The organism is Bartonella sp. B39 (assembly GCF_053795145.1).
The window spans coordinates 296,846-313,200 of record NZ_CP200036.1; the positions used below are offsets into that span (position 1 = coordinate 296,846).

The following is a 16,355-nucleotide window of genomic DNA, read 5'->3' on the forward strand; positions in this document are numbered from 1 at the left end:
AAAGGTTTCTTATTGACACTCAAGAAGAGTGCCGGGTGCTAAGAAACACGGCCAATAGTCCGTCGTTACACTTTCCCCGCAAGGGTATTGTATAGTATAACCACACCCGACAAGGTCATTGTACACTTGTAGTGCATAACGAGTCAAAGCCTTTAATGTGCGGAGGAGAGATTGTGTCGGCAATCTATCCGCTATTGGTTTAAGGTGTTTCTTAGGCACCTGATTCGATAGTAGACATACTGCTGAAATTTTGTCAAACAAAAAATTATAATTCCCACGCAAGTAATCAATTAAATCTTTTGGCCGCACTTCCAAAAATTTTGCTGCCTCTGTCAGACCAAACAGACCATCAGAGCGGGTTAAACCTTCAAGTGCTTTTGCCTTGGGAGTTAATTCTGCAATAACATGATCTTTCTGCTCAATTTGATTTTGTAAGTGATTCAAGACACCAAGTAATGCTTCGGGTTTCGAGTAGTCAATCTGTGGTGCTGATACTTGTTTTTCCAATTCTTGCCAGCGATCAACTATCTTTGCCCGTAATGTAGTGCTGTAACCTGATACAAGGATTAAACATTCACGCTTGGGAAGGTAATAGCAGTTTTGGAGCTTGCCCTGCTTATCTAAATAGGTGCCCCCAAATTTGGGGAGACCTCCTTCAAAATACAATTCTTCAAGTATTTTCTTGATGTCACGCATAACGTGGTCATGCCGTTTGCCACATAATTCGGCAATCTCACGACTAGACATAGTCTGAGTGGTAGCACTATTAGCAGTGCTTTCTTTAATTTCTATAAGAGTGTTCATGATGAACTCCTTGTAGTTAGACGTTTTTCATTGACGCTCTAAAAGAGCGCCGGGCGCTGAAAAACACGGCTACAAGTCCGTCGTTACACTTTCCCCGTAAGAGTATTGTATAGTGTAACCACACCCGACAAGCCATTTATATGCTACAAGCATACAATGAGTCAAAGTCTTTAAATGTCCAGAAGATTGATTATTTCGGCAATCAATCCGCTTGTAGTTTGTAAGGTGTTTTTCAAGCACCTGATTCAAGAATAGACACACTTTTATTATATTGTCAATTAGTAAAATTGCTTTACGTTCATTTTCATCTTTTAAATGCGTTAAAACACCAAGCATTACTTCAGGACTGGAGTAGTCAATCTGTGGAGCAGAGATTTGTCTTTCCAATTCTTGCCAGCGGTCAACTATCTTGGCTCGCAATGTAGTGCTGTAGCCTGATACAAGGATTAAACATTCACGCTTGGGAAGGTTATAGCAGTTTTGAGGCTTTCTCTGCTTATCTAAATAGGTCGATCCAAATTTGGATTGACCCCTTTCAGGGTATAGTTCTCCTAACATTTGCCGAATATCACGCATAACATGTGCATGCTGCTTATCGCATAATTCGGCAATCTCGCGGCTAGACATAGTCCGAACCACTGCACCATTTCTGGCACTTTCTGCGTTCTCTATAAAAGTGTTCATGATTGAACTCCTTACTACTTAGACGTTTCTTATTGACACTCCAGAAGAGTATCGGGTGCTAAGAAACACGGTAGTAAGTCCGTCGTTACACCTTCCCCGTGAGGGTATTGTATAGTGTAACTACACCCGACAGAATCATTATACGCAGCAAGCGCATGACGAGTCAAAGTCTTTAATGTGCGGAGATAGATTGTTTCGTAACCAACCCGCTTACTATCACGGTGTTTCTTAGGCACCTGATTCGAGAATAGACAAACTTTTGTTATATTGTCAACTAGTAAAATTGCTTTCTGCTCGGTATTTTATTAATCTTAGCTACGAGATGAGCCCTTTTCTTCTTCTAATGACTCGCAAAATATTGGCTTAATCGATGTTTTCAAAGAAACTGCCATGGATCAATAATAGCAACACCCGTGTTTGCAAAATCTTTTACATTGTGCGTCACTACTGTGAAACCATGAACTAAGGCTGTAGCAGCAATGAGCATGTCACTTGCGGGTTTTGGATCAGGAACATGAAGCTTTGCACATTGGCGAACAACAGGCAAATCAATAGGCAAAATCTTATTGGCAAAAAACGGTAAGACATACCCATCGAGCCACTGACGCAACAATTTCCCTTGTATTTTATCCTTTCGCTCTACACGTAATATACCATGCTCTAGTTCAAAAATTGTCATAACAGAAAGATAAAGATGCGCACTATGCATCTGTGATAGCCAGTGACAAACATTCTCGTTGGCTCGTCCAGTACTTACTTTGCGCAATTCAGAAATAACATTCGTATCAAGGAGAAACATTAAAAAACTTCTCGTTTCTCATCAAGGAGAGGCACTCTCTCCGTCTCTAAATCAATATCTGCAAGGTCAATATCTGAACGGGTGGGCATCGCCAAACGCTTCAGAATATCACCGACACCTTGTTCCGTTATTTCCTTATAAGCTTCCATCGACATTAAAACATGTGTAGGCTTGCCTCGATCAGTAATAAAGACTGTATCTTTACAAGCAGCTCGTTTTGCTTTGCTAATTTCGTGGTTAAAATCGCGGCTTGTAATAATAACAGGCATGATCAATTCCAATTCTCTTATGTAGCTATGTTACTACATAAGAGATAGCATCGTCCAGAGTAATTTTCAACAATATAAATAATTCCTCATAAAATACGGCCGCTCTCCACCATAAAAATGGAAAAGTATGTTATATTCCTTTCAATAAAAGGTATCAGACTAATCGTCGATCTGGTATATGATGGAAACTATAAATTAACTATCTTTCCCAAATTTGCTGCAACAGTCCGATCACACTGTACAGCCTGTGCATTAAAATTGTACAGTCTGCACATTAAAATCAGTTATTTTCAATGACTTATGTGTACAATGCACAGTCATTTTTAAAATTCTGTCGCTAGCGATAGGTCGCGCTGTCCTGCCCCGCAACAGATCCAACCCGCCGGGAAGTACCTTTTGCATTGATTTTATTGACTTTTTGGGAAATAGGAGATACATAATTGGTAATCTTCTTTAAATTAACATCCTCTCCACTCTGAAAGTGAAGAAGATGAGATCATATTTTCAATTAAGCAGCTTTCACTACAGACCTTTCTAAAACCTGTTTTGCTTCTTTGATTAAGGCTTTATAGTGTTCAAGTTCTTCTTCAAGACCGTTCGCATCCAACAAACGTCTCATCATCACCCCTAAGATTTCTCCAACACCGGCAGGTTTTTTAAAACACTCATAAGACAATAATTCATAACTAACAGATTGGCTTTTTAGTTTCTTTTCACACTCAATAAAGTAACGACGAGCTTGACGTCCTTTTTCATTGCGTTCAACCATCGAGAGCTCTTTTGCCATATCAAGTGTGAGATGGTATTCCATACTTGGACGACCACCTTTAGGTTTTACTCTTTTTTGAGTAAAACTCATAGAGTCTTGATTTTCCTGAAAAGTATTAGGTTTCGCTAAAATTTTAGCGAAACTTATAAAGTCTTTATTTTCTAAGAAACCATACTCTTTAATACGGTTTTTTATCCAATCTCTAAAATTAGAATTGACTTCCAAAAATGTATATAACTCGCGTGCACTGACGGTTTGAACAGATTTCTGATCAATTGTTTGTTCCGTAATTTTAATAAGAGTGTTCATAACGAACTCCTTGCTGATTAGGTTTTCATTGACACTCAACAAAGAGTGCCGGGTGCTGAAAACACGGCAACAAGCCCGTCGTTATGCTTTCCCCGCAAAGGGTATTGTATAGCATAACCACACCCGACAAATACATTATATGCGTGTAACATACAATGAGTCAAAGTCTTTAATGTGCGGAAGACTGATTATTTCGGTAACCAATCCGCTTGTTGTTTTAAGGTGTTTTCAGGCACCTAGTTTGACGATATACTTTTTCCGTGAATCTTGTCAAGAAAGAAAATCTCATTATGTAGCACATAGGTACAACTTAAGAATATGATCTAGCCTTTCTTATTGGCAGCATATTCCTGACGAGCAAGCTGTATCTGTATATTTTTGGTTAATCGTTCACTGGCATATTGTGCGATAGCACTTGCAATTTCTGGCTTTGACATAACTTTAGCAATTGAAGGTCCCTCTTGTTTTGCAATGGGGAATTGATCTCCATCTGCTCTTTGAAACACATTGTTCTCCATCTTTAACGTAACACGCTTAGGAAATTTACCGCCGCAAATGAAAGCATGGGGTAAGATTTCTTTTTTTCCAAACATTTTGTATGTTACGCCGCGTTTTGTTTCTTTTGCTTGAAAAAATTTAAGAGGTATCGGTGTTCCAGAACCAATGATATCTGTCTCGAGAAACTTTGCTGTCGCTTTTCCTTTAATATAAACGCCTTGCTTGATACGCTTTGATTTGGCGGATGTAACATCAGAAACCTTCTTTTCGGCAAAGCGTTCGACTTGTTTTGCTGCGGTGTTTACAGCATTGCGTAGAGCCCAATTAAGGCGAGGGGCTTGAAGATTGGTAAAAGTATCATTCACCTGTTGAAGATACCATTTTTGGTGGATGATTAATTTCAACTTCTAAACCTTTTTAGGAGTAGATGTTGATGACTTGGAAGCTTTAGATTCTTTTGGTTTTTCGAGTGAGGTTTCTTCTGTTGCTGTTTCAGATGATGTTTGTGCGGCTTCTTGTTCTATTTGCTTAATGTGTTCAACTGCCTTGTCAGGCTTTGCTGTTGTTTTGACGTCAATAAAAGGTTTTGCAGCATTGGCGCGCTTGAGACGTGCGTAGACTTGATTGGAAACCTCTACAAATGGATTATTGGGTGTTGATGGTTCAAAACGAACAGTGCTTTTGTTGTCACCAACAACACACATTGGCTTAGTGATGATTGCCTTCATCTTCGCTCCTTTTGAGGAAATTAATTAATGACAGAATTAATGACATCATTGGTCAATTATTAACTTTTATTATTTGAAAAAAGAAAGAGCCCGTTTTCTCAAGAAAACCGGGCTTTCTAGCCATATTAAAGGCTTGATATTTTAATGAATTTTAGGGGAAATTTTTGAATTTTGGATACAATACGACCAATGCAGTGGTGTCATTAAATACGATTTTTCACATACTGTCAACAGAAAAATCATGATCTTGTGTTTTTTTATTTTTTTGATCAAAATTTGGTATTTTAAAAGATGTCCTTTATTTCTCTTTAGTACAACATTTATGTTGTATTGAAACATTTTAGATGTTATATTATTATAATGAATAGCCAAGAATTGAAAAGATATCTTATAAAACATGGTTGTACTTTCGCCTCAGGGAAAGGTGGTCATTTGCTTGTAAAGCGTGGTTCTAAAAAATCTGTTTTACCTATGCATGGTACGCGAAAAGAATTAGGAACAGGATTAGTCCAGAAGATTCTTAAAGATCTTGACCTAAGATAAGCCTGAATATGGAGATGTAAATGAAATATGCAATTAAATTTATCAAAGATGACAATGATACTCTTCTTGTTGTCTCCAAAGATTTTCAGGAATTTATTACCTACGGTAACGACGAAAAAGAAGCTTTGGAACATGCTAAAAACGCGCTTTTAACAGTTATTACGGGGCGTTTTCAAGATCGTGAACCTATTCCCTTTGGACATCGTGATATTGCCTATCCTTTTGTTGAAGTATCTTCATTGGTGACTTTAAAAATTGCAATACATAACGCTATGATTGAAAAAAACTTACGCAAAGCTGATCTCGTACGTCTTTTAAAACTTCATCCAATACAAATTGACCGATTGTTGGATTTAAACCACTCAAGCAAATTAGATGCCTTAGAGTCCACTCTCATTGCTCTTGGAAAAGAGGTTGCCATTAATATCCAAGATGCCGCTTGAAAACTACCGGTTTTGCGTAAAATGTTTATAAAGCACATTAAGAGCAATACGCAATGAAAGCACAAGGTGTGGTAGTGATTGATCTTCTATAACAAGATATTGTAATGCGGCATGAAGGTTATATTGACGGTGTAAACACTGAGCTTCTTGAACAACACCTTTTACAGCTAAAAGATGTTGTTCTGCCATTTGTACCCATTTCTCTCTTGCCCCGTCATCAGAAGTTGTAGGCATTTCATCATAAATTGCATTAGGCAATCCTTTTGCACATAGGTAATTGTTTCTCACTTCGAGATATTTTTGCGCAGCATCATATTGATCTTGTTCAATCACACCTTGCAAATAAAGCCGTCCGATATAAGTACCGGAAAGCGGATTTTTAGCGTCTTCTATGGTCAAACCAAAGCGCTTGGCACGTATTTCTATGGCCAATTTATCAACCGGATCACGCGGTGCTTTTGCACGTGAAATACGGCCATTTTTCTCTCTCATACATCCCTTAATCCGTGGACGGCCACGTTTTGCACGTTTTTTTCTCTTTGTCATATTTTTTCAATCAGAATGGAATAGCATCATTGACTGCTGTACTATAATCAGCAGCACCTGAAGCAACAGCATAATTTTGAGACGTGCTGGGTGAAGGGGTAGGGGATGCCGATTGATTTTTCTTTGCATCAAGTAAATACAATTCACCTTTAAACTGTGGCAAAATCACTTCTGTAGTATAACGATCGATGCCTTTTTTATCTTGCCATTTACGTGTTTGTAATTTGCCTTCTATATAAACCTTTGAGCCTTTGTTGAGATATTGAAGAGCAACCTTTGCCAAATGTGGATTGAAAACCACCACTGAATGCCATTCGGTTTTTTCTATTTTCTGATCGGTATTTTTATCTTTATAACTTTCAGAAGTGGCCATACGAAAATTAACAACCTCAGCACCAGAAGCCACTGTTTTGCTTTCGGGATCAGCACCAAGATAACCAATGAGAGTCACTTTATTGAGCATATTTATATATCCATAAGATTTGCATTTTAAACAACAGATATTGTAGCACGAATTTCTTTGTTTTTCAAAGAGATATAATAATATATTAACGTATAGATTTATGTTTTTGCATGACAAAATAGTAAATAATTGATTGACATAAACGCATGGTGTATCGTATCAAGTACCAAAGGGGAAATATATGGCAATCGTTAGTTTTAAGCATAAAGGGTTGAAATTATTCTTTGAAAGAGGATCTTGCAAAGGCATAAAATCCGCGCATGCTAAAAAATTAGCAAATATTTTGGTAATTTTAGATACGATATCTACTCCTGAACAAGTAACAATTAAATCATATCGTCTGCATGCACTTACTGGCGATTTAAAAGGCTATTGGTCGATGCGTGTAAATGCCAATTGGCGTGTTACCTTTCGTTTCATTGGAACAGATATTGAACTTGTTGATTATCAAGATTATCATTAATTTTTGAGGTGTTATTATGATGTACAATCCTCCACACCCCGGTGGCATTTTAAGAGAAGAGTTACTGGATACACTAGGATTAACGGTAACAGAAGCAGCAAATCGTCTTGGTGTTGCACGTTTAACTTTATCACGTGTTTTAAACTGTAATGCAGCAATTAGCATTAACCTAGCCTTACGCTTGGAGATGGCCGGTTTAAATGATGCGGAATTCTGGCTTAAATTGCAACAAAAGCATGATCTATGGCAAGCACGGCATAACAATCCGATTTCGCATATTGCACCTTTAGAGCAAACAGGACTTTGAAATTAATATCTCGTCTGACCTCTACCCCGCTTAGAGGTCTCACTTTTAAACTAAGCAACTTTCACAACAGAGCTTTCTAAAACCCGTTTTGCTTCATCGATTAAGGCTTTATAGTGTTCAAGTTCTTCTTTAAGGCCGTTTGCATCCAACAAACGTCTCATCATCACTCCTAAGATTTCTCCAACACCGGCAGGTTTTTTTAATACTCATAAGACAATAATTCATAACTAACAGATTGGCTTTTTAAATCATAGAAAGCTTTAACAAGTGCTTTTTTAAATGCACGCACCATATCATTGTTGCGCATATAGGTCATGAGTAGAGTTGCTTGTGGTTCATTGAGGATAGCAACCTCTCTCTTTTGTTTTCCACCTGTAGTTTCAAAGGGTGCGATTTCAAATCCAACCCTTCCAAATTCCTCAAAGTCTTTGCAATTATTGCGTACAAGCTTGATAACAGTGGCATGGCTATTTCCTATACCTTCAGCAATTTTCAAAGAGGTTGTGACAGCAATGCCAGCATCATTTATTGTTACTAAATTATTCATGGCTAACTCCTAGTTGTAAAACGGTTTCTATTAACAGCCCTATAAGGGCGCCGGGTGTTAGAAACACGGCAACTAGTCCGTCGTCACATTTTCCCCATAAGGGTGTTGTATGGTGTGACCACACCCGACAAGATCATTGTACACTTGTAGTGCATAATGAGTCAAAGTCCTTAAAATGCGGAGAAGAAACTGTATCGGCAATCTATCCGCTAGTTGTTTAGTGTTTCTAGCACTTGATTCGATATATTCACATGTCTACAACATTGTCAAGCATATTCCGATAATTTTTTAATATTTTTGTTGATTTCTTCTATGAGAGGTTCGAGATTCAAAACGCTTTTAGGCACCGCACCCCCATAAACCCACGCTTTCACCTGCGCTTTGGTACTGAAATCTGTTTTCTCTGGCATGTCATAGTACTGACAGCCTTCAAACTCCTCATATTCTCTAGAACCATCCTCATGCTCATAAAGGTTATAAAAATACTCAGCACAACCAAGCCCCCATGGCACGTGACCAATAGCTATTGCCACAAACTTTTTTTGCATGGGCTGTTGACGTTTTGTTAAGAACATGTGTTTTAAGATTTTCATATCTTAAATCCTTAATTTTACCATATGGATTTATTTACCTCAAATTTGACCGTACAGTGGCGTTTTAACTTCTTATGTAGAATTTATCAAAAAAACTTTAAATCGCTCTGTACGGTGCATTTTTGTCGATTTAAACGCATATCTATTCCAAAAAAATCAGCACTTTTCACTATTTTGCTAACCTGCAATGTTTTTCACTGCTCCCCCAATCCCATTTAAAACCTCTTCAAGCTTTTGCTTTTCAACCAACGTGAGTGGTCTTGAATTTTCTCTCAATGCCTTTTCTTTCAGTCTTTTTTCACGGGTGTTCAAGACAGCCTTGCGGACAAGATTGGCTTTCGTCAAAAGAATGTTTTCCAAATCACGACATAATCTTACTAACTCACGGGTGCTTGGGAAAAACGTATCCGATAAACCTTCTACCTCATCGCATAAAATCCGTTTAATCGTTTTCATCAGTGACCACGCAGAAACACTTTCCAAAACCATTCCATAGGTAAGAGCCATACCTTCATGATCTGCCTGTTGCGAAATTTTCAAACCACACGAAAGCATCCGAATTGCCTTGGCTATGTCCTCTTTACTCGCTTTCACTGAAAACAATTCGTGAAGTTGATCACAAGCATCTAAGGCAATCATTTCCTTCTGTCTCGTTAATTGCTGGCCATCCTTCAAAGCCAAGGGAAAGCCCGATGCTATCATCTCGTGAATTTGATTCAAAGTAGCCTCGAGATCTGATATCAAGGATGCTGTCTGCGATGCGTTCACCAATGCTTTTTTGCCTTTGAGAGTGATTTCCATTGTTTCCACCTTGTTTATTTTTTTGATAATCTTTTGAATTTCTTACCCAGTTACGCCATGTCGCTGGCCAATCACGCTTGGTTGCATCCTTTCCAGATTTGGCAGTCCAGTAATCTCGAAATTTTGCGATCTCGACTTTGATCCGCTCTGGAGGTAAGCCCTCTGCAATTGCAAAATCGTAATCGGGTTCGAAATCAGCTGGTAATCGACAGCCACGGTCATCTCTCACCCGCTTTGCTTTTTTGGGAACGTTCTCTTGCTCGTGAAGGGATGGTTGGTTGTCTGCACCTGTTGCGATTTGTTCTGGTTGGCTCTCAACAGCATCAACCTCTGTTGGCTCGTGAACCAAATCGATAGTTTCTGAATTCTCAGAACAAATTTCTTTTTTTGCTAAAACGATAGTTTTAGTTTTTTTATATATATTCTTATTCTGGTTCTTTATAGCTTGATTTTGCTTAGCGTTTGCTTCAGCAAAAAAAACGTTTTGCTTATCATTTGCTTCAGCAAAATTGTTAACATGTTGTTTTGTATTGTTTTTTGTTTGCGCACCCTTTTTGCCAGCCTCACTACGAACTTGCGATATGTGCTCTTTTTTATCAGAAAAATCTTTTAGTTCTTCTTCAACGCGCATATTCCACAATCCATTATCGGTCTCAACAAGTTTATCATTCCTCATTAAGTATTCGACAAGAGTTGCAAATTTTTTCTGCGAGCAATTGCAAGCACGTGCAAGCGTTTCAAAATCTTCTTTGATTGGTGCTTTTTTATCGTACATGCGAACGAGAAGCGTCATATAAGCGCCCCTTTGCTCCAACGTCATTCCATCTGTACCACTTATCCAGTCATACAAATGGAATCTTATCCATGGCATTGCATTAGACATGCGCATCCCCTTCTTTCATTAAATATAAAATTGCTAAAGCATCTGCTTCATTATCATCTTGCGGTGCGTGCCCTTTGTCACACATCGCCTTAATCATTTCTTCTTTTGAGGCATTCCCCTTCCCTGTTGTCGCTTTCTTAATTGTGCCAACAGGAATGCCTTCATAAGGAATTGTGTGATGCTCACACCACGCTGTTAAGGTCGCTAACAAGCCACCATAAATATGAGCAGCATCAGTGCCCACATGACGGCGTACCTCTTCAAAATACACCGCATCAATTTGACCTGCTGCCATCGTGATTTCTGAAAGCCACTGCTTAAACCGCAAATAACGCATTCCCCCACCTTCAAAACGGCGTGATTGAAAATTGGCTATTCCACTCGTTATGTGACCATAAGTGCCACAGATCGCCCAACCTGTCTTGGTACCTAGATCAAGGCAAAAAATAGTTTGTGAAGAACTCATAATCCCCCCTAAGGCTGTTACATATTTACATGAACGCTATGACAGAGCATGTCATGATTGGATCTCTTACGAAAATTATGTTTTCGGTATTTCTAAAAAAGTGGATGAACTCATTTAGTAAACATGTTGAATGCGCGATTTATGAATTTGATTTCTTTTTTTCTTTTTTCGATGAGTTGATCCCTTAGGCTATTAAGCTCATTTTTGACTATAACCATAAAAAAGACCAGCTCACTTAAGCGATCAAAAGATAGCAAATCTCTAGAAAAATAATTGTCAAACCAAGCAGTAAAAGCTTGCGTAAACACAGATAAAAACCATTGGTTAAAATCATCATACGGATATAATGTAAAATAACTTCTATCATCATTCTCAAAGATACTGTGCAGCGTATAGAGAATAAAACTGGTTGATGGAAAATATGACGTTACTTGACAAGATGGTTCATTAAGCGAATGAGCATTATAACACATATCGCTCTGTTCAATCTTATTAATAAGGTCGATCAGCTGGACTTTACTTATAGTGATCTGATGCTGATTATTTGCCATGTCTACTCTTTCTAGTGCAATTTATTCAAGTGTGTGAATTGTGTTGTTTTGACATGCTACGCTGTTGGCATGTCTTCACATGAACAGGGGAACCGTTAACAAAAGAGGTCCTTGGAGGTAACTTCCCTATCTCCATCAAACCTCGCAAACGCTCAGGATAAAAGAAATCCTCAGGGCGCAAGTCAATGTTGTGTTGACGAGCATAGTTTAAAAGCTTCACCTGATATTTAGCCGGAATGATCCCACCCTTACCTTCTCGTTTTTCAAAAGGATAAGCCCATTTTCTAACCACAATAACATTGCGATTAATGATATTCGCAACCTTATGATATCCACCAAGATATGTAATTATAAGTTTTGCTGTTTCTGTATAAGTTTTTATCATAGTCATCAAAATACGATATAAGGAACATTTAGTCAATACGATAAACGTATTTTTATGTTTTTTAATATTGTAAGGTTTTTAAAAATGATAAATAACTCAATTATGGTTAAACAAAGAGAGCTAAAAATTTGGATAAAGCGAGAACTCGATAAAATGGGCCGTGGCAGCCAAGCAAAACTCGCAGCCCATCTTGGAGTACGCAGACCAGCTATATCTAATATTGTCAATCTTGACCCTAATAAAGAAATGAGAGACGTTAAGGCTGATGAGCTTGTTAAAATTATGGAGTTTTTTAAGGATTCTTCGCCTGTCTCCGGATTTTGTTCTGATGATTTTCTTTATTTGTATTCTCAGGCAAATGATTCTGAAAAAAAAATTGTCGAGGATCTTTTAAAATCTTTGCTCGCAGCACGAAATCTATAAAAGCTATTTTTTCACTTTCAGTTAATTTATTTAACATTACAGATAGTTGTTCATTTCTTTCACGGTCCAACATAAATTCCCCATTTAAACTTTAAGATAATAAATAATTATGTGGATTATAAATATAAAAAATATGTTTATCGTATTTTTTTTCTTGACATTTAATTACGAAAAACGTATTTTATTTTTATAAACTAAACAGAATTAATTGCTAAGAGGCGTAATGGAGGGGAAATTATGGGAAAACCAATTTTTATAAATTCAGATGAAATTCTCTTAGTCATATGTGAAAATGAGGTACAAAATCTCGCTCAGTCTGGACCATTTTACGAAGAAAATGACATTATCGACTTTATTGACGAAGCTGATAACGCTGTCCAAATCTTTCGCATTGAACCAGCTATGAACCGTTGTGAAGATATCTCTGAAGATATTGCCGATTTTTACCTTAAAGAACGTGAACAACAGTGTTTTGACGACATCATACCTCATGACTTTATTAAACACAGTGCAGCATACGGATTTTTTTTAGACGATATAAAACAGCAGCGATATGAAGATGAAATGTTTGGTACCTATGAACAGCAGCACCGATTGCGTCCTTGTGATGTGCTTTAAAATTTCTAAGGGCGTTTGAAAAAGCGCCCCCTTTCTCCATCAATCATTAACGAGAACAAATCTATGAACAGTCATGCTAAAAGTAAAGATACTGAACGATACATCACACCCAAAAACGAGGGAGAAGATAAAACCGGTTACATCCCAATGGTCAATGCCCATGTAATGCATAGGCGTTTACATTTGAAACAAGATTTTTCCACTTGGTTTAATGATTGTGTTGAAAAGTTTGATCTGAAAGAGGGGGTGGATTTTGTTTTTACAAAAGAAGAATGGAACAGAAAAAAGATTTGTCCAAAATCTGAAATAAAAACAGATGAAATTGATAATCATCACTTCACAATTTACGCAGCAAAGAAAATTGCCAAAACAAAATACCACAGAAGCAAAAACACAGCATTATATCAAACCTTGTGTTTTGGTTAATTAAGGCAGTGATGATGCAAGACTTTATTAGAACATCTGAAAAAAATACGAGCTTCTTGAAAGGAGTTCATCATGCATAATCTTATGACAACAGCAGAAAACGATTTTAATAACCAAACGGTTCAAACTATGTCTAGCCGTGAGATTGCAGAGTTATGCGGTAAAAGACATGACAATGTAAGACGCGACATTAAGCAAATGTTAGGGGAATTATACTCTGAAGGGGGTCTCCTCAAATTTGAGGGCACCTATTTAGACAAACAAGGCAAGCCTCAAAATTGCTATCATCTCCCCAAGCGTGAATGCTTAATTCTTGTTTCTGGTTATAGCACTACTTTACGTGCAAAAATAATTGATCGTTGGCAAGAATTAGAAAAGCAGGTGGCGGTTCCACAAATCGATTACTCAAGTCCAAAAGCTATGATTGGCTTTTTGAATTACCTACAAGGGCAAATAGATCAAAAAGACACCATCATTGAAGATTTAAAGCCAAAAGCAATGGCTCTTGAAAGCTTACAACGCCATGATGGACTCTTTGGTCTTACAGAAGCCGCTAAAATACTCGAGATGCAACCAAAACAGTTCATTCAATTCTTACAGCAAAAAGGTTGGGTTTACAGACGATCAGTAGGTGGAAATTTGCTACCGTACCAAGACAAAATCCAAAAGAAACTTATGGATTGTCCAACCATCACACTTCAAACCGCAAGTGGAATAGAAAAATTCATTCCTTGCGCAAAAATCACAGCAAAAGGAATTGGTGTGCTGTCTCAAGAACTTAAAAGACAAAGCATGCATTAACAAAGGAGAAAAACTATGGAAAAGAAATACGAACTCACTGATAAGTGAGCACGGTCTCAAAAGACCAACTTCTAACAGCACAAACAACCATTTTTAACAAAAGCGTGATTCACGCCACGGGTGAGTGATGCGTAAATAAAGGAAACCAAAATGACAAATTCTCCTTTAGCCCTTATATCGCAAAAATATGGCTTCTCAGAACAAGAATTTCGAAAGACTATCATCAAAACCTGTATCAGCCATAACTTCTCTGATGAAGAATTTGCTGCTTTTATTTCGGTAGCTAATACTTATGGCCTCAATCCACTCACTAAAGAGATTTATGCTCTTCCTAAACGAGGCGGCGGCATCATCCCTGTTGTCTCTATTGATGGATGGATCAAGATCATAAAGTCAAATCCTAAATTTGACGGCATGACCTTTCAAGATCAACTCGACAATAACGGCAATCTCATTGCTATCAAATGTGCCATACGCTTGAAAGAGATTAAAGACCCCATTGAAGTCACTGAATATCTCAACGAATGCAAACAAAAAACAGATCCTTGGCAGAAATACCCTGCTCGCATGTTGCGCCATAAGGCAACCATACAATGTGCACGGTATGCCTTCGGATTTTCTGGAATCTATGAAGAAGATGAAGCTGTGCGGATTAATGAAGGAAACAACAACACACAAGAGCAACCAATTTCTCATGAAATGCTTGTACAAATCAAAAAACTCATGGAACAAACACAGACAGATGAAGCAAAAGTACTCTCTTTTGTAAAAGGACAAAGCCTCATCGATCTCTCTTATGAGAAAGCACAAATGGCTTTAGAGGGGTTGAAGAAAAAGCAATGCATGCAAATGGCTGCCGCACAACAATCCTTGCAACCACAAGAGCAAACCGATCTTCTTATACAAGATGCCGAATGCATACATATTCAAGATATTGAATCTGCACCAAGACAACAAAAACAACAAACGGCGGTGTGAGATGGAACAAAGAACAGCAGAGTGGTTTCAAGTGCGGTTGGGAAAAATCACTGCTTCTAATATTTACAACGTACTCAGTAAGACAGCAAAAGGTTTGCCGACAAGCAAATATGATGACTACAAAATCACACTCATCACAGAGCGCTTAACAGAGGAAATAAGCCCCCATTATGAAACTGAAGACATGCGATGGGGTATTGACCATGAAGAGGATGCAATCAAAGAATATGAGTTCATTTATGATACTCATGTTACAAAGTGCGGTTTTATCCAACACCCCACAATGGAGATGGCCGGTGCAAGCCCTGATGGTCTGATTGGGGATCATGGATTAATAGAGGTCAAATGTCCAAGATCAAAAACGCATATACGCTTTTTTCTCGATAACCAGATCAAGCCTGAATATCTCGCACAAATGCAATTCCAAATGGCTTGTACAGGACGTCAATGGTGTGATTTTGTGAGTTATGATCCACGCTTTACTGGCCAATCGGCGCCCTTACGGATCAAAGCAAAACGCGTACACCGTGATGAAAAACAGATCGCATATATCAATAAAGCTGTCGAAGCCTTTTTAGTAGAGATAGAACAAGAAACAGAAAAGATATTAGCAAAAGCTGCTTAAAGTTATGGGGGTGCTCTCTCCTCCAAGCATTCCCGCCCATTTAATTAATATAAAAAATAGAAAGGTAATGAGATGATATTTGATGATGGAGATAGATATGTAACGACACGTGAGTGTGCACAGCTTTTTAGTGTATCCACAACAACGATTCGCAATTGGGTGCTTCAAGGGTTGTTTCCTGAACCCTATAAATTAGGTAGAGCAGTGAGGTGGAGAAAAAAAGAGATTTTAGCACTCACTCCAAAGAAAAATAAGGAGCAAATAAGAACAAATTAGGTAAAATTATATAAACTGTATAAGGTGGTCTAAAAGGTGGTCTAAAAACAGCTCTTTAAAGAAAAAATCTATATATTTCAATATATTGAATACATAAAATGGTGCCGCATGCCGGATTCGAACCAGCGACCCCATCATTACGAATGATGTGCTCTACCAACTGAGCTAATGCGGCGTATGCTTGTATATTAATTAGACAAAAGTTAGCTCGAGGGTAATAGCCAAAAGTTCACGTAAAAGCAAGTATGCATTTTTTTCAATAATTTATAAGTACTATAATTATTGAGATAGAAGGTGAGGTGGCGCAAAGAACAAGAGTGGAACAGTATTTTTTGGTCTTGATGCTATAAAATGCTT

The 16,355-nt window shown here is 37.9% G+C and carries 27 protein-coding genes, 1 tRNA gene and 1 pseudogene; 11 read left to right on the forward strand and 18 right to left on the reverse strand.

Annotated elements, in window-relative coordinates:
* Positions 1-9: 9 nt before the first annotated feature.
* The 8 genes from V4P57_RS01290 to V4P57_RS01325 form a co-directional block, all read right to left on the reverse strand.
* Positions 10-804 (reverse strand): Rha family transcriptional regulator, encoded by a 795-nt coding sequence (locus V4P57_RS01290; RefSeq protein ID WP_455466407.1) that lies wholly within the window; start codon positions 802-804, stop codon positions 10-12.
* A 69-nt stretch (positions 805-873) separates the two neighbouring features.
* Complete coding sequence (locus V4P57_RS01295) at positions 874-1,488, reverse strand: Rha family transcriptional regulator (protein ID WP_455466408.1); 615 nt, start codon at positions 1,486-1,488, stop codon at positions 874-876.
* Positions 1,489-1,517: 29 nt separating this feature from the next.
* A complete protein-coding gene (locus V4P57_RS01300) occupies positions 1,518-1,724 on the reverse strand; it encodes a hypothetical protein (RefSeq protein WP_455466409.1) in 207 nt (68 codons plus the stop codon).
* 140 nt (positions 1,725-1,864) lie between these two features.
* Positions 1,865-2,287: a PIN domain-containing protein gene (locus V4P57_RS01305; RefSeq protein WP_455466410.1), complete on the reverse strand. Its 423-nt coding sequence runs from the start codon at positions 2,285-2,287 to the stop codon at positions 1,865-1,867.
* The gene (locus tag V4P57_RS01310) at positions 2,287-2,556 is read right to left on the reverse strand and encodes a type II toxin-antitoxin system prevent-host-death family antitoxin (protein WP_455466411.1); all 270 of its coding nucleotides are present in this window, start codon (positions 2,554-2,556) and stop codon (positions 2,287-2,289) included. Before V4P57_RS01310 ends, V4P57_RS01305 begins: the two co-directional genes overlap by 1 nt.
* Positions 2,557-3,064: 508 nt before the next feature.
* Positions 3,065-3,634 carry an antA/AntB antirepressor family protein gene (locus V4P57_RS01315; protein WP_455466412.1) on the reverse strand — a complete coding sequence of 190 codons (570 nt, stop codon included), beginning with the start codon at positions 3,632-3,634 and terminating at the stop codon, positions 3,065-3,067.
* Between the two features lie 323 nt (positions 3,635-3,957).
* On the reverse strand, positions 3,958-4,536 hold the full coding sequence (locus V4P57_RS01320; protein ID WP_455466413.1) for a hypothetical protein: 579 nt from the start codon (positions 4,534-4,536) through the stop codon (positions 3,958-3,960).
* A 3-nt stretch (positions 4,537-4,539) separates the two neighbouring features.
* Complete coding sequence (locus V4P57_RS01325; RefSeq protein ID WP_455466414.1) at positions 4,540-4,860, reverse strand: hypothetical protein; 321 nt, start codon at positions 4,858-4,860, stop codon at positions 4,540-4,542.
* Positions 4,861-5,220: 360 nt separating this feature from the next.
* Between V4P57_RS01325 and V4P57_RS01330 the strand changes: the two genes are divergently transcribed.
* Both V4P57_RS01330 and V4P57_RS01335 read left to right on the forward strand, forming a co-directional pair.
* The gene (locus tag V4P57_RS01330) at positions 5,221-5,403 is read left to right on the forward strand and encodes a type II toxin-antitoxin system HicA family toxin (RefSeq protein ID WP_455466415.1); all 183 of its coding nucleotides are present in this window, start codon (positions 5,221-5,223) and stop codon (positions 5,401-5,403) included.
* 20 nt (positions 5,404-5,423) lie between these two features.
* Positions 5,424-5,846: a type II toxin-antitoxin system HicB family antitoxin gene (locus V4P57_RS01335; RefSeq protein ID WP_455466416.1), complete on the forward strand. Its 423-nt coding sequence runs from the start codon at positions 5,424-5,426 to the stop codon at positions 5,844-5,846.
* Between the two features lie 3 nt (positions 5,847-5,849).
* Here the strand turns inward: V4P57_RS01335 and V4P57_RS01340 are convergent, their stop codons facing one another.
* Both V4P57_RS01340 and ssb read right to left on the reverse strand, forming a co-directional pair.
* Positions 5,850-6,392, reverse strand: a complete 543-nt coding sequence (locus V4P57_RS01340; protein ID WP_455466417.1) for a hypothetical protein — start codon at positions 6,390-6,392, stop codon at positions 5,850-5,852.
* 10 nt (positions 6,393-6,402) lie between these two features.
* The gene (gene ssb / locus V4P57_RS01345) at positions 6,403-6,855 is read right to left on the reverse strand and encodes a single-stranded DNA-binding protein (protein WP_455466418.1); all 453 of its coding nucleotides are present in this window, start codon (positions 6,853-6,855) and stop codon (positions 6,403-6,405) included.
* 181 nt (positions 6,856-7,036) lie between these two features.
* Here ssb and V4P57_RS01350 point away from each other — a divergent pair, with 181 nt between their 5' ends.
* Positions 7,037-7,318: a type II toxin-antitoxin system RelE/ParE family toxin gene (locus V4P57_RS01350; RefSeq protein ID WP_455466419.1), complete on the forward strand. Its 282-nt coding sequence runs from the start codon at positions 7,037-7,039 to the stop codon at positions 7,316-7,318.
* 16 nt (positions 7,319-7,334) lie between these two features.
* A complete protein-coding gene (locus tag V4P57_RS01355; RefSeq protein ID WP_455466420.1) occupies positions 7,335-7,625 on the forward strand; it encodes a HigA family addiction module antitoxin in 291 nt (96 codons plus the stop codon).
* Between the two features lie 50 nt (positions 7,626-7,675).
* Here the strand turns inward: V4P57_RS01355 and V4P57_RS01360 are convergent.
* The 7 genes and pseudogenes from V4P57_RS01360 to V4P57_RS01390 form a co-directional block, all read right to left on the reverse strand.
* Positions 7,676-8,172 (reverse strand): annotated as a pseudogene (locus tag V4P57_RS01360) (Rha family transcriptional regulator).
* 266 nt (positions 8,173-8,438) lie between these two features.
* Positions 8,439-8,765, reverse strand: coding sequence for a hypothetical protein (locus V4P57_RS01365; protein ID WP_455466421.1), 327 nt, complete (start codon positions 8,763-8,765; stop codon positions 8,439-8,441).
* Positions 8,766-8,942: 177 nt separating this feature from the next.
* The gene (locus V4P57_RS01370; protein ID WP_455466422.1) at positions 8,943-9,404 is read right to left on the reverse strand and encodes a hypothetical protein; all 462 of its coding nucleotides are present in this window, start codon (positions 9,402-9,404) and stop codon (positions 8,943-8,945) included.
* Positions 9,382-10,449, reverse strand: a complete 1,068-nt coding sequence (locus V4P57_RS01375) for a YdaU family protein (protein WP_455466423.1) — start codon at positions 10,447-10,449, stop codon at positions 9,382-9,384. The genes V4P57_RS01370 and V4P57_RS01375 overlap by 23 nt, the downstream gene beginning before the upstream one ends.
* Complete coding sequence (locus V4P57_RS01380) at positions 10,442-10,915, reverse strand: crossover junction endodeoxyribonuclease RuvC (RefSeq protein WP_455466424.1); 474 nt, start codon at positions 10,913-10,915, stop codon at positions 10,442-10,444. Before V4P57_RS01380 ends, V4P57_RS01375 begins: the two co-directional genes overlap by 8 nt.
* Before the next feature lie 110 nt (positions 10,916-11,025).
* Entirely contained in the window at positions 11,026-11,466 is a 441-nt protein-coding gene (locus V4P57_RS01385; protein WP_455466425.1) for a hypothetical protein, read from the reverse strand.
* A gap of 25 nt (positions 11,467-11,491) precedes the next feature.
* Positions 11,492-11,851: a hypothetical protein gene (locus tag V4P57_RS01390; RefSeq protein ID WP_455466426.1), complete on the reverse strand. Its 360-nt coding sequence runs from the start codon at positions 11,849-11,851 to the stop codon at positions 11,492-11,494.
* Positions 11,852-11,935: 84 nt separating this feature from the next.
* Between V4P57_RS01390 and V4P57_RS01395 the strand changes: the two genes are divergently transcribed.
* From V4P57_RS01395 to V4P57_RS01425, 7 genes are all read left to right on the forward strand, one after another.
* Positions 11,936-12,274 carry an XRE family transcriptional regulator gene (locus tag V4P57_RS01395; RefSeq protein ID WP_455466427.1) on the forward strand — a complete coding sequence of 113 codons (339 nt, stop codon included), beginning with the start codon at positions 11,936-11,938 and terminating at the stop codon, positions 12,272-12,274.
* Between the two features lie 237 nt (positions 12,275-12,511).
* Positions 12,512-12,892: a hypothetical protein gene (locus V4P57_RS01400; RefSeq protein ID WP_455466428.1), complete on the forward strand. Its 381-nt coding sequence runs from the start codon at positions 12,512-12,514 to the stop codon at positions 12,890-12,892.
* Between the two features lie 63 nt (positions 12,893-12,955).
* Positions 12,956-13,318 carry an antA/AntB antirepressor family protein gene (locus V4P57_RS01405; protein ID WP_455466429.1) on the forward strand — a complete coding sequence of 121 codons (363 nt, stop codon included), beginning with the start codon at positions 12,956-12,958 and terminating at the stop codon, positions 13,316-13,318.
* A gap of 72 nt (positions 13,319-13,390) precedes the next feature.
* Entirely contained in the window at positions 13,391-14,119 is a 729-nt protein-coding gene (locus V4P57_RS01410; RefSeq protein ID WP_455466430.1) for a Rha family transcriptional regulator, read from the forward strand.
* A 150-nt stretch (positions 14,120-14,269) separates the two neighbouring features.
* On the forward strand, positions 14,270-15,097 hold the full coding sequence (gene bet / locus V4P57_RS01415) for a phage recombination protein Bet (RefSeq protein ID WP_455466431.1): 828 nt from the start codon (positions 14,270-14,272) through the stop codon (positions 15,095-15,097).
* A gap of 1 nt (position 15,098) precedes the next feature.
* Entirely contained in the window at positions 15,099-15,722 is a 624-nt protein-coding gene (locus V4P57_RS01420) for a lambda exonuclease family protein (protein ID WP_455466432.1), read from the forward strand.
* 72 nt (positions 15,723-15,794) lie between these two features.
* On the forward strand, positions 15,795-15,998 hold the full coding sequence (locus V4P57_RS01425) for a helix-turn-helix transcriptional regulator (protein ID WP_455466433.1): 204 nt from the start codon (positions 15,795-15,797) through the stop codon (positions 15,996-15,998).
* A 99-nt stretch (positions 15,999-16,097) separates the two neighbouring features.
* On the opposite strand, the gene V4P57_RS01430 is transcribed toward V4P57_RS01425, so the two are convergent.
* Positions 16,098-16,173: transfer RNA gene (locus V4P57_RS01430), tRNA-Thr, on the reverse strand.
* Positions 16,174-16,355 lie beyond the last annotated feature (182 nt).